The organism is Campylobacter coli (assembly GCA_039516895.1).
GTDB lineage: Bacteria > Campylobacterota > Campylobacteria > Campylobacterales > Campylobacteraceae > Campylobacter_D > Campylobacter_D coli_B.
This window is the reverse complement of the sequence record CP154437.1, coordinates 360,132-373,432: the sequence shown is the minus strand read 5'-3', so window position 1 is coordinate 373,432 and position 13,301 is coordinate 360,132. Positions and strand designations below refer to the sequence as shown.

The window sequence follows — 13,301 nt, the reverse complement described above, 5'->3', positions numbered from 1 at the left end:
CCTCTTGATAAATTTTATAAGCACATTGTATCATAATTTTATTTATTTTTATTCTTATAAATATCTACTATGTCAAATAATAATTTAAAAATACCACCTTTATACCACATTTTATAATTTTTTATCAATGCTTGCCCTAGCTTATAAGAAAAATAATTTTTAATTTTAATAGCATCACAATAATCAGGATAATCCTTTAAGCTAGGTGCAGCCAAAGAAGAGTTCTTCTTTAATTCTTCTTGATATATTTTTCTCTCTTGTCGATCTACAATTAAAGTTGATATTAAATAAACTGGCATTAACAATACCCCAAGAATACTCTTGGAATTTATTGTCAAAACTTTTCCTAATTTATAAGAAAGATGATTCTGAATTCTTAGTTTTGCTGTTCCATATTTCTCATAAAACATTATTAAATTGGTTTTTTTAATATTCATATATGCAATATCGGACATAAAATCAATTATTAACTCTAAATCGATAACCGGATCATTGGACATTGCACAAAATCTTTTTATTGTTAAAGATATAGCTTTATCCAAATATTTATCATTAAAATAAAGCAAATTATTTCTCCAATCTTTTAACTTTAAACAAAAAACTTTTTCGAATAAAGATATTCCATCTAAATATCTATTTTCTCGTATAAATTTAAATATCATTAATGCGGTTAAAACTTTACTAGAAAATATTACATATTGTTTATATAGAAAATAATTTTTATCAAAAATTTCATATGTAGTCTTATCATATTCTGGTATATATATGCCATTAGCACCATAATCCATGATACTATTTTGTCTTATGCGATAAAAATATAATTTTTTTGGCATTATATAAATAAAATTTGACTGAAAAAAAAGAATTTTTCCAAAATAATGATCTTCATAAATAATACCATTTAGAAATTTAAGTTTTATTGATTTTAAATATCCAAAATCAATCATGCCCATAACAGAAAACCAAAAAATATCTCGATTTATTTTTAACATTCTTGTAAAAAAATCTATTGAACTTTCTTTACAGCTAAAATTATATTTATGGTTCTCAAGAATAGTTGAAGATAATTTAAGATAATTTATATCATCATAATAAATATAATGATTAAACCAAAGCACCTCTACCCCATCCATTCTAGGCACACATTCTTCTATACAGTTTAATTCCCAGTAATCATCAGAATCTAAAAAGATAATATAATCTATATTGGGATAAGTAAAATTTATTAAATCTTTTTTGTCATTAAAAGCTTTATAGCTTTTATATACAGTGTATATTTCATAAGGATTATTACCTTCTAGGTTAAATTCTATTAAAGAATTTTCTTTGATGGTTTGGGTTTTGTTTTTGAGTTTGTATTCTCCACTAAAATATTCTATACCTACATTTCTAGCACTGCTTAAACCACCATTTTTTTTATCAAAAAGAGTAATTCTTTTATCTTTTAAAGTATATTCTTTTGCTATGTTTAATGAGTTTTCATCTGTGCTACCATCATTTACAAGTATGATTTCTAAGTTTGTATAACTTTGATTGATAACACTATCTAAGCATTCTCTTAAATATTTTTCTACATTGTAGATAGGGATTACTACACCGACGGTTTTAATATTATTTTTCATTTTATTGAGCGCTTACCTTAAAAATATATTCCTTCTTCAACTTTCCAATCTCAAACCACATCTTAACATACCCTCCCTTATACCAAGTTTTATTTGCTTTTATTAAAGCTTCTCCTAGTTTATAAGTTAAACACTCTTTTTCTTTTAGAGCTTCTTTATAATCAGGGTAAGATTCTAAAGGAGGTAGTTTTAAAGAAGGATCTTTTTTTATTTTTTCTTGATAGATTTTTTTCTCTTGCCTATGAGATAATAGAGTTGATATTATATATACAGGCATAAATAATATACCAAATATATTTTTTGAATTTATTATCATAGCTTGTCCTAATTTATAGGAGAGTTGGTTTTGAATTCTTGATTTGACTGTGCCGTATTGGGTTTGAAAAGATAATAAATTATCTTTATTTTGAATAGTTTGTTCTTTGAGTTTTATATTATTATTTAGATTTTGAATTTGAGTTAGATTATTTTGAATAGTTTGTTCTTTGAGTTTTATATTATTATTTAGATTTTGAATTTGAGTTAGATTATTTTGAATAGTTTGTTCTTTGAGTTTTATATTATTATTTAGATTTTGAATTTGAGTTAGATTATTTTGAATAGTTTGTTCTTTGAGTTTTATATTATTATTTAGATTTTGAATTTGAGTTAGATTATTTTGAATAGTTTGATTTTTGGTTTTGACGATATCGGCTATAAATTCAGCTATCCTATCCCAATACTCGGGTTTCATTTCTTTGAGCTCATAGTTTTCTTTATAATGATCTAAATCTTTCTTAAAAAATAAACTTTTCTTGAAAGGAAAAAATTCTTTTCTCACCCATTCATTTGATTCTTCAAAATATTTCTCATAGTAATAATATAAATTTTTTGATGGCTTAAAAGACAATTCTTTAACATCAGATAGAAAAAATTTACATAAATAACTAACAATATCTCCTCGTATTTTATTAATGGTTGTGCCTTGAATTAATGGAAGCGCTTTATTAATTCTACTTAATAATTCCATACCAATTAAATCTAAGCTTTCATTTTTATTTAAAGGTATTTTAAAACTTTCTTGCCATTCCAAATTTATACTTTTAGCAAAATCTTGCAACAAATCATGGTGATAGAAATCACTTCTATTAAATAATTTTACAACAATATTACTTTTTCCAAATACAGAGCTCCACATTTTTATAGTTCTAGCATGACTACATATAAAATTACACTCTTTATTAGCAAGGCTATTTTTTGAGTGTTTTAAATCATGCAAGGGATATCTTAATCTTTGATTATACAAAGAACTGAATGCATCAATAGGATTTCTTATATATATTAATATGTATACTTGTTTTATCCCCAAAGAATTAAGAATTGTTTTAAAATATTCAATTTCCTCTATCTTTGTTAAATAAACCTGAATACCTTCTGACGAAAAAATTATACTTTTATCTTTATGACAATTCAACTCATCTTTAAGCAATTGCATCTGTTTTTTATTATGCTCTCTTATTGAAAACATATCATTTAATCGATGGGCAATTGTATAAGCTTCATATTTATATTCACTATAAGCAAAAACTCCTAAGGGACTATGCTTATTTTGATAAAGTATACTCTTTGGATATAAAAATCCCTGCTTTAGCAATTCAGCGGAATTGTCAACAAAAAATTGTTGTATGGTTGTTGTTCCTGTTTTCATAGTTCCTATATGCACATAAGCAGTCATTTATATCTCCTATTTAAAAATCCTAAAATCATATCCACATTCTCATTAAGATCTTCTTTTGTTATGCGTATATGTGGATTTTTGGGTCTTTCATAAGGACTATCTATGCCTGTAAAGTTTTTAATCTCTCCTTGTCTTGCTTTTTTATAAAGTCCTTTTGGATCCCTTTTTTCACAAACTTCCAAAGAAGTATCGACAAATATTTCTATATATTCATCCTCTTCTAAAAGGTCTTTAACTAGTTTTCTATCTTTTTCAAAAGGGGATATAAAAGCACAAAGCACTATCATACCAGCATCCATAAAAAGCTTACAAAGCTCTCCTATACGCCTTATATTTTCTACTCTTGAAGCTTCATCAAATCCTAAATCACCATTAAGTCCATGGCGTACATTATCTCCATCTAAAAGATAAGTATGAAAACCTTGCTCAAAAAGCTTTTTCTCTACTGCATTGGCCAAAGTGGATTTACCACTTCCGCTTAATCCCGTAAACCACAACACACAAGGTTTTTGTTTTTTAAGTTTAGCTCTTTGAGCTTTAGTAATGCTACTAGCATGCCAAGTGAGATTATTGTCCATTTTTTAGCCTTAAAATTTAAAAAATATCGGAGTCATGATCAAAACCATAGCCGAATATGTCAAAGAAACTATCCAGCCAATCTTTACAAAATCAGTAGTTTTATATCCGCAAACCGATCCTACCATGAGATGAGTTTGATAACCATGAGGCATCATAAAACCACAACTTGCCCCATAAGCAACTGCTAAGATAAATGGAACCGGATTTACTTCAAGCGCTAAAGCTGTGCTATAAGCGATAGGAAAAGCTAGAGCTGCTGCAGCGTTATTGGTAATGATCTCGGTTAAAAGCAGAGTTAAAAGATAAATCCCCACAAAACTTCCATAAAGTCCATATGCTCCAAAAGTCCCTATAATCAAATCAGCAAAATCCTTAGCCAATCCACTATCGACCAAAACCTTTGTAATAGCCAAAGAAGATCCTACTATGATAAAAATTTCCAAAGGAAAGCGTCTTTTTATCTCATCAAAACTTATAAATTTAAATACAAACAAAAAGGCTAAAAATACTAGCAATGCTTTAAGCAAAGATACTATCTCTAAGACTGATAAAGCAATGATAGCCAAAAATGCAAATACCACTATAAAACTTTGGGCATTGCTTAGTTTTTGATTTTGAATAATATTTGAAATGATGTAAAAGTTTTTATTGATATTATCCCTTGAGTGAAAATCCTTACCCACACTTAAGATAAGTCTATCTCCAGCTTGCAATATGCTTTTACCTATCTTGGAAATATTTTGAGAGCCTCTTTTTAAAGCTACAATCCCCGCATCAAATTTAGCCCTAAAATTAGCCTCTTTTACGCTTTTACCTATCAAGCTTGACTCAGAATTTATCACCACATCTACCAAATTTAATGTTTCAAGCTTGATCTCTTGAGCACCCATTTGCAAGCCATCAAATTTTTTTAAGGTTTCTAGATGGGTTATGTCTCCACTAAAAATCAACACATCACCTTCTTTTATAATCTCATCATGGCTTACTGGAGAAATGATCTCATCTTGTCTTTGAATTTCAAATAAAAACAAAAACTCCAAATTTCTCAGACCATTTTCTTGTATGGTTTTTCCTATCAAAGAGCTATTTTTTAATACCTTAGCATTGATCAAATACTCATTGATCTCATTATCTTTTTCTTTATAATTAGGCAATAAAAAGCTAAAAATCAAAAGCACTATAAGCACGCTCACACTTATACAAAAACCCACTGCAAAAAAATCGAAAATTTTTAAACTCTCTAAACCATTTTGCACCACAAAAGAATTCACTATCAAGTTAGTTGAAGTACCTATAAGAGTCATCGTGCCACCGACTATAGAAAAATATGAAAGCGGGATAAGTAGCTTAGAAGGAGCTTGAAATTTATTGTTTTTTATAAGACTCATAAAGCTTGCTACTACTGCGGTATTGTTTAAAAATGCTGAAATGCTAGCCGTAATAACACCAAGTTTTAAAAGTGATAAATGATAATTTTTTCCTATGATAAATTTAGAACACCAAGCGATAACCACACTTTTTTCTATCGCTAGTGAAACCAATAAAAGCAATATAAGCACTATTAAAGATTCGCTCGTATAAGAACCTAACCAAGAGTTCAAATTTAAATATCCTAAAAGATAATAAAGCACAGCAACACTACCAAATAAAATAAAAGGTTTGATTTTATTGCTAATGAGCAAAACAAGTAAGCCCAATATGCTTAATGCAACAATGATTTTCATATCTTTTTACACTCCCATTCGGGGTAGTTTTTTCTTATATAAGCATTAAGCTCTATTTCAGCTTGAGTATAGACCCTTGCTTTATCTTCATGGGTTAAAATTTCTTCTACCATACCAGCGGCTAGAGTTTCGTTAGAATACCTATCTATGATGATAAAACTTCCTAAGGTTTTATTGTCCTTATAAGCTGCTAAAGCTGTCTTTTTGCTAAGTCTTAGAGTGCATTTGGCTATATCATTAAGCTTTAGCTCATCATTTTGAGACTCTTCAAAGGTATTGATATCTTTTTTAAAGTCAATCTTTTCAAATGTTATACTAGTGGTTAAATTGGCTATCTTTATAAGATAGTTTCCATTTAAACTAAACTCCGCTTCACTCATCCATATCATCATAGCTTTAAAAGAATTTGAAATTTTTAAACCATGGTTTTTAGAAACTATAACATCACCCCTTGAGATATCTATCTCATCTTCTAAAGTCAAGGTTATGGCACTTGGAAAACTTGCGTTTTTAGCACTTTGGATATTTTCATTTTTATCTAAAACTTTTAAATTTTTTATATCTGGCGTGATAATTTCTTTTATCTTACTTGTTTTTAATGAAGGCAAAATCATAATTTCATCACCAACACTTACCTTACCACTCGCGATACTTCCACAAAATCCCCTAAAATTTAAATGTGGGCGATTGACATATTGCACACTCATGATAAATTCGTCATTAAAATCAGTGGTTATAGGCAAGGTATCTAAAAGCTCGGATAAAGTTTTTCCATTATACCAAGGAGTATGGATACTTTTAGAAGCGATATTGTCTCCATCTAGAGCAGATATTGGCACAAAATGAGTTTGTATATTTTCATAGTTTTTCAAATAAGGCAAAATTTCTTTATAACTTTTGCAAATATCATCAAAAATATCTTGTCTAAAATCCACCAAATCCATTTTATTGATAGCAATGATAAATTGCTTTATACCAAGCAAACTTACTATATAAGAATGCCTTTTAGTTTGAGTTAAAACTCCTTTTCTAGCATCTATAAGTATGATGGCAATATCAGCTGTACTTGCTCCTGTGGCCATGTTTCTAGTGTATTGCTCATGACCTGGGGTATCTGCTATGATAAATTTTCTTTTTTCGCTTGTAAAAAAACGATAAGCCACATCTATAGTAATGCCTTGCTCACGCTCACTTGCAAGCCCATCTACCAAAAGTGCAAAATCAAGCTTTTCTCCTGCATTGCCAAGCTTTTTACTATCTTTTTCTAAAGATAAAATTTGATCTTCAAAAAGCATTTTTGAATCATAAAGCATTCTACCTATAAGCGTGGATTTACCATCATCTACACTGCCACAAGTGATAAATCTACAAAGCTCTTTATTTTCATGCTCTTGGAGATATTTTTCTATATTTGTTTGCATTAAAAATACCCCTCTTTTTTCTTTTTTTCCATGCTTGCTTCTTCATCAGTATCTATAAGTCTGCCTTGTCTTTCGCTTGTCTTAGAAAGCAAAAGTTCTTCGATGATTTCTAAGACATTACTAGCGTTAGAATTTATGGCTCCGGTTAAAGGATAACATCCTAAAGTCCTAAAACGAACCAATTCTTCTTTAGCATTTTTAGCAAGCTCTTTTGGCATTCTTTCATCATCGACTAAAATTTTAGCTCCCATATACTCTATCACTGGACGCTTTTTAGCAAAATAAAGACTTGGTATAGGAATATTTTCTTTATAAATATACTGCCATATATCAAGTTCTGTCCAATTGCTTAGCGGAAAAACCCTTATAGACTCACCTTTTTTGTGACGACCATTGTAAATGTTCCATAATTCTGGGCGTTGATTTTTAGGATCCCACGAGTGATTTTCATCTCGAAAGGAGTAAATTCTTTCTTTTGCGCGTGATTTTTCCTCATCTCTTCTTGCTCCGCCAAAAACTGCATCAAATTGATATAAATCAAGCATTTGTTTTAAGCCTTGAGTTTTAGAGATGTCAGTGTGCATAGATGAGCCATGTGTAAAGGGAGAAAGGTTTAATTCTTTAATCTTGGGGTTTTGATAAACGATAAGCTCCATACCAAGCTCTTTGGCTCTTTTATCTCTAAATTCTATCATTTCTTTAAATTTCCATGTAGTGTCTACATGCACCAAGGGAAGTGGTGGCACGGCAGGATAAAATGCTTTTTGTAAAAGATGAAGCATCACTGAACTATCTTTGCCTACGCTATAAAGCATAGCTGGTTTTTCAAACTCAGCTACAACTTCACGGATAATATGGATGGACTCTGATTCTAAAAAGTCTAAATGGGTCATTTTTCTACTCCAAAAAAACTAAACTATTGTCTTAAATATTTCATCAAAATCTTCTTTTGGCTTTCTAATAGCCTTAAAGATAACTTTTTTACTAGGAAAAAATTTATTTAATGAATTAATTAAAAGATCAAAATCTTCTAAACCATATACAGTATCATCAATCATGATATATTTATAATTTTGATTGTTAAAATAAACTCCTAAGATATACTCAGATTTATTAATTAAATCATACATTCTTTCAATTCTTCTATTTAGAATATCTTCTATACTTTTTATATTTTTTTTTGGCTCTGTAATACCTTTTGAAAGCCTTTGATCAGCAAATCTATGCCAATTATAATGAGCTAAAATAAATTTATGTTTCAAGCTTAAAGTATAATATCCAAAAGTGCTATCTAAAAGGATATTAATTGTTGGATCCTTTCTTGAAAGAGCTAATTCATTTATTTCTTCATATGATGAAATTTGAAACTTTATACCTAAACCAATATTTTCATCTTTATAATATTCATATTTCAAACACACAGAATGCCCCCCCCCATCAAGTTTTATTACCGGATTTTCAAATACACTCGCTACAGAAAAAGGAGAGAAAAATCCACTATCAAAAGGCAGGCTTAACTGTTTTATATTTATATTATTAAAAATCATTTGCTTAGTAAAACACCTAAAACCTAAAGGAAGAATGGCAATTTTATTGTTTTCATACAAATAAGAAAATTTTTCTTTGGGATTTTTACCAGATATAAAATATATTGTCTTGCATTTTTCTATAAAATTATTCTTAAACTTCAAGTATTTCATTTTCACTCCACAATAAAATAAGGGTTTAATAAATCTGCTTTGTTATAAAGCAAAGGTTTTTGGGTGTCAAAATCATAAGTCATTTTGCCCACTTCCCTAACTATAGCATCAGCGGCTGCAGTATCCCACTCCATAGTAGGGGCTAGCCTTGGGTAAATATCTGCTTCATTGCTAGCTACTAGACAAAGCTTTAAAGAGCTGCCCATGGAAACAAATTCTTTTTGCTTGGTCGTTTGGATACTATCGATAAAATCTTTTGTTTGCTCATTGAGATGGGATTTACTAGCGACTATTTTAAAAAAGTCATCATTTCTTTGCAGGGGTAATTTTACACCATTTTTAAAAGCACCTTCGCCTTTTTTAGCACTATATAAAAGCTCAAGAGCTGGAGCGTACACTACGCCTAATACTGGAGTATCTTTACAAACTAAAGCAATGTTTATGGTAAATTCTCCATTTTTGTTGATAAATTCTTTGGTGCCGTCTATAGGATCTACACACCAAAAATATTCCCAATTTTTTCTTTGCTCATAAGGTAGTGTTTTATTTTCTTCTGAAAGTATAGGGAGGCTAAATTTAGCAAGCTCTTTGCAAATAATTTCATTTGAGATCAAATCTGCTTCACTTAAAGGCGAATTATCATCTTTATAAGAAATTTTAAAATCTTGATTGTAAATTTTTAAGACACTCTTGCCTGCTTTTATGGCTATATCGTTTATATCTTTTAAGGTAATTTGACTAAGCATGGTTAGCCTTTTTTTTAAATTCTTTTTTTAGTTTCCTAATCTCAAATATAAGTTTAACATATCCACCCTTATACCAAGTTTTATTAACTTTTATCAAAGCTTCGCCTAGCTTATAGGTCAAACACTCTTTTTCTTTTAGGGCTTCTTTATAATCAGGATAAGATTCTAAAGGAGGTAGTTTTAAAGAAGGATCTTTTTTTATTTTTTCTTGATAAATTTTTTGTTCTTGTTTATGTTTATCATATATATAAGATAATACAAAAGGCATTCTTATATAACCTAGTAAAGATTTTGAATTTACTATCATAGCTTGTCCTAGTTTATAGGAGAGTTGGTTTTGAATGCGGGATTTGGCTGTGCCGTATTTAACCTGAAAAGACAAAGGATTAGCTTGTAAACTTCTCAAATATAATCTATCCCTTATGTCCATATACATTTTGCCAAAATCTAAATTTAAAATCTTTAAAAAGATACCAGAAAGAGTATTTTACAAATTAGAAAATCTTCAATATTTAGATTTTTATAGCTATAAGGAGTCCAACTGTTATGTAGCATTAACAACCCTGCTTTATTTTCTAAAACAAAATCATTATAATCATTTAAAAAATAGAATTCTTGATAATTTACAATCGCATTTCCTTCCTTGTTTTCATCTTTTGTTCTCCAAAAGGCTTCTATGATTACTTTATTCTTTACCCCATTAAAAATGGAAACCTCATTCTTATTATTTTAAATTTTTCAATATTAGGATTTAATGGTCCATTTCCAAGATAATAATAAGCTTCAAATTGCCTTAGGTCACCATTTAATTCTTTAATTTTTCTATAATTTAATATTCTTTTTTGGCATTCTTGAAACCAATTAAAGCAAATAATAGAACCTTTTTTGCTTTAAGCACACCTATGTGACTCAAAAAAATAGAAAAGTTGGTAGGATTCTCGAAAAAATATTTAATCTTGGAAGATGTAATAATTGTGTCAGTATCAAGCCAAATTCCACCGTATAAATATAGCACCGCTGCCCTAATGACATCTGCCTGCTTTGGAAGTGAAAAATTTTCATACAAGCTTTCACCATAAAAATCTTTTGGTAAGAAATTATACAAATTTGAATAGTCAAGCATAATAACCCTATAAGTCTGACATAAAAACTTTCCAAGTTTCTATGCAAAGTTTTACATATCTAGGCATCTTATCTTTAGGCTCCCAAAATGTCCAAATTGTTTTATCATTTATCATATTTTATTACCTTATAAATTCTTTCACAACACTTGCCATCTTTAAAAGCAAAAGTTGAATCTATATTATCCTTATAAATACCAAAAAGATTGCAATCATTCTGCAGTAAGTTTTCAAGCTCTTTTAATAAACTTTCTTCATCTTCCACAATAGGACCAAAACCATCTTTTTCATAATCAAAATATCCTTTTTGTAAAGTATGAGAATTAAAAAAATCCTCTCGATCAAATTGATAATAAATCACTGGTTTATTTAAATACGCCATCTCAAAAGCTACACTAGAATAATCCGTTATCATTAAAGATGAATTACAAAATAATTCTTGTAAGCTTTCATTGTGATTGGCTATTTTAATATAAGAAGGGATATTAAAGTCTTTTAAATAGGGGATAATATTGGGATGAGGATTGAAAACTATAGCATAATCATATTTTTCGCATAATTTTTGCAAGATATTGCTATTTAATAATAAATTCCATTTTCGAAAATATTCACTTTCTTTGAAATCATCTTTTAATCCTCTCACTCCAGAATTTATAGCAGTACCAACTATATTGACTCTCCAAGTCGGCATTACAAGGATTTGCTTAGTATTGGTTTTATTATTTTTTAATAAGACATCATGCCTTGCAAGACCTGTTAAAACCACTTCTTTTTTTCCAAATTTATAGTGATTATAATCATTTGCTATAGAGTCGTACTCGGCCTTTGTTGAAGTTATAAACAAATCTATCTTTTTGGAATTAAGCCATTTGGAAACATCATTCTGTGTAATACCGTGTTGCAAAAAAACAAATTGCTGTTTTAATGTAACATATCTCATCAAACACTCATCAACATGAGAACTAATCACTTTTGATGCTTTTTTTATAATCCTCTCAAACTCAAAACTTCCAAATTCTACTAGATTAAATCCTTCTTTTTTCAATCTTTCCCAATCTGAACTTTCTTTTCTTAATGCAAAAACTATTTCTTGTTCTGGATGATTTTGCATTATATATCTATATAAATGCTCTGCGTTATCATCTGCTTCATAGTCTCTATCAGCAAAAAGCCAAATATTACTTTTTGGTAATCTTTTTTGAAATTCTTGTCTGATATCTTTGATATTTATACTTTGATAGTGTTTACCATTAAAACTTATTTTACTTTGCTCTCCGTCGATAAAATTTTCCAACTTATCTTTAGCATTTTTTGGAATACAAACCCATAATCTTTTTTGGTAGCAAAACACTCTATCTAAAAAATCATATTTAACAATCTTTTCATAATCTACATATACTTTTTCCCCATCAGCAAGAATACTTTCTATATCCTTATCATCACCAGTATAATAAGTAAGTAAAATTTGTTCTTTATATGGATCATAATCTTCTATATAGGATATTTGAAATGATAGTTTTTCGTTTTTAAAGCAATTTAAAATTCCCACCTTATGAAAAAACCAGCAACTGACTAGAGGGAAATTGTCCACTATTTCTATTTCAATAAAAGAGAAAATTTTATCTAGCAAATTTAAGTATTCTTGCTGTTCACTTTCGTTTAAAATAGACAGTTTTTCAGGAGAATTAATAAGAGATTTAATTTGCCAACATAAATCATATAAAACTAAATTTTGTATAAATAAAGGAATACTCCTCTTGTTTTTTACACAATCACTTAAAATCTTTAAGTACCCATTTCTAGTTACATTCAAATAATAATCTTTTGATTTTAACTTTGAATCCAAAGTCGAGCTACCATCTTCCCTTTTTCTATAAAAATATTTTGCTTTTGGTAGAAAAGCGCTTTTTAAATCAATATTATCCAGCAAATATTCATTGATAAATTTAGCATCTTCAAAATTGGGTTTTAGTGTTTCATCAAATAATAATTTATCAAGATATCCAATATTCATAAAACAACTAGCGGCAGATAATTGTATAAAACTATCAAGATTATAATTTTCTTTAACTTCTACACCACTTTTGAATTTAAAATTTAATGGATGATTGTCTTTATGTATTTTTTGCTTTTCATAATAAAAAATTATATTACACCCTATCATGCAAATATCATCATCTTGGTGAGTTGCTAAAAACTTATCTACTTCATAAAAATAATTTCTATCCAAAAAATCATCTGGATCGGTGAAAGTAACCCAAGGGGTTTTATAATGATTTTCTTGCATATATTTTAAGCCTAAATTTCTAGCACTAGCTTGTCCGCCATTTTCTTTGTAAAGATAGACGATATTTTTAGGATATTTCTTTTGGTATTTTTTGATTATTTGTGCAGAATTATCAGTAGAGCCATCATCTACAAGTATCATAAAAATGTTTTTTTTAAAGTCAAGTCTTTGGTTTATTATGGATTTAAAATAATCGTCTAAATATTTTTCTACATTATATACAGCTGATATTATTACATACTGGGAAAAGCCTTTGTATTTTTTAGGAAGATATTTTTTATAAGTATTATTTAGCCAAAAGGATTTTTTTTCTATAGCATCTTTGAAAAATAGTTTTGGATTCGCTCTAAGTTTTCTTAACTTTTTAGAATTTAAAATCATATA

General features: G+C 28.7%; 9 protein-coding genes and 2 pseudogenes. All 11 read right to left on the bottom strand.

Annotated elements, in window-relative coordinates; genetic code table 11:
- Positions 1 to 38: 38 nt before the first annotated feature.
- On the bottom strand, positions 39 to 1,622 hold the full coding sequence (locus tag AAID94_01770; GenBank protein XAK24273.1) for a glycosyltransferase family 2 protein: 1,584 nt from the start codon (positions 1,620 to 1,622) through the stop codon (positions 39 to 41).
- 1 nt (position 1,623) lies between these two features.
- Entirely contained in the window at positions 1,624 to 3,336 is a 1,713-nt protein-coding gene (locus AAID94_01765) for a hypothetical protein (GenBank protein ID XAK24272.1), read from the bottom strand.
- Entirely contained in the window at positions 3,333 to 3,917 is a 585-nt protein-coding gene (gene cysC / locus AAID94_01760) for an adenylyl-sulfate kinase (GenBank protein ID XAK24271.1), read from the bottom strand. The genes AAID94_01765 and cysC overlap by 4 nt, the downstream gene beginning before the upstream one ends.
- Before the next feature lie 9 nt (positions 3,918 to 3,926).
- On the bottom strand, positions 3,927 to 5,642 hold the full coding sequence (locus tag AAID94_01755) for an SLC13 family permease (GenBank protein ID XAK24270.1): 1,716 nt from the start codon (positions 5,640 to 5,642) through the stop codon (positions 3,927 to 3,929).
- A complete protein-coding gene (gene cysN / locus AAID94_01750) occupies positions 5,639 to 7,063 on the bottom strand; it encodes a sulfate adenylyltransferase subunit CysN (GenBank protein ID XAK24269.1) in 1,425 nt (474 codons plus the stop codon). The genes AAID94_01755 and cysN overlap by 4 nt, the downstream gene beginning before the upstream one ends.
- Positions 7,063 to 7,956 carry a sulfate adenylyltransferase subunit CysD gene (gene cysD / locus AAID94_01745; GenBank protein ID XAK24268.1) on the bottom strand — a complete coding sequence of 298 codons (894 nt, stop codon included), beginning with the start codon at positions 7,954 to 7,956 and terminating at the stop codon, positions 7,063 to 7,065. The genes cysN and cysD overlap by 1 nt, the downstream gene beginning before the upstream one ends.
- 18 nt (positions 7,957 to 7,974) lie before the next feature.
- Complete coding sequence (locus AAID94_01740) at positions 7,975 to 8,769, bottom strand: hypothetical protein (GenBank protein XAK24267.1); 795 nt, start codon at positions 8,767 to 8,769, stop codon at positions 7,975 to 7,977.
- Positions 8,766 to 9,509, bottom strand: coding sequence for a 3'(2'),5'-bisphosphate nucleotidase CysQ (gene cysQ / locus AAID94_01735; GenBank protein ID XAK24266.1), 744 nt, complete (start codon positions 9,507 to 9,509; stop codon positions 8,766 to 8,768). The genes AAID94_01740 and cysQ overlap by 4 nt, the downstream gene beginning before the upstream one ends.
- A pseudogene (locus tag AAID94_01730) lies at positions 9,502 to 9,867 on the bottom strand (hypothetical protein). Before AAID94_01730 ends, cysQ begins: the two are co-directional and overlap by 8 nt.
- Before the next feature lie 471 nt (positions 9,868 to 10,338).
- Positions 10,339 to 10,644: pseudogene (locus AAID94_01725) on the bottom strand (glycosyltransferase).
- A gap of 92 nt (positions 10,645 to 10,736) precedes the next feature.
- Complete coding sequence (locus AAID94_01720) at positions 10,737 to 13,298, bottom strand: CDP-glycerol glycerophosphotransferase family protein (GenBank protein ID XAK24265.1); 2,562 nt, start codon at positions 13,296 to 13,298, stop codon at positions 10,737 to 10,739.
- Positions 13,299 to 13,301 lie beyond the last annotated feature (3 nt).

Excerpts from the sequence above, each read along its gene's own strand:
- AAID94_01770 (XAK24273.1), bottom strand. The coding sequence starts at position 1,622 with ATGAAAAATAATATTAAAACCGTCGGTGTAGTAATCCCTATCTACAAT.
- AAID94_01765 (XAK24272.1), bottom strand. The coding sequence starts at position 3,336 with ATGACTGCTTATGTGCATATAGGAACTATGAAAACAGGAACAACAACC.
- cysC (XAK24271.1), bottom strand. The coding sequence starts at position 3,917 with ATGGACAATAATCTCACTTGGCATGCTAGTAGCATTACTAAAGCTCAA.
- AAID94_01755 (XAK24270.1), bottom strand. The coding sequence starts at position 5,642 with ATGAAAATCATTGTTGCATTAAGCATATTGGGCTTACTTGTTTTGCTC.
- cysN (XAK24269.1), bottom strand. The coding sequence starts at position 7,063 with ATGCAAACAAATATAGAAAAATATCTCCAAGAGCATGAAAATAAAGAG.
- cysD (XAK24268.1), bottom strand. The coding sequence starts at position 7,956 with ATGACCCATTTAGACTTTTTAGAATCAGAGTCCATCCATATTATCCGT.
- cysQ (XAK24266.1), bottom strand. The coding sequence starts at position 9,509 with ATGCTTAGTCAAATTACCTTAAAAGATATAAACGATATAGCCATAAAA.
- AAID94_01720 (XAK24265.1), bottom strand. The coding sequence starts at position 13,298 with ATGATTTTAAATTCTAAAAAGTTAAGAAAACTTAGAGCGAATCCAAAA.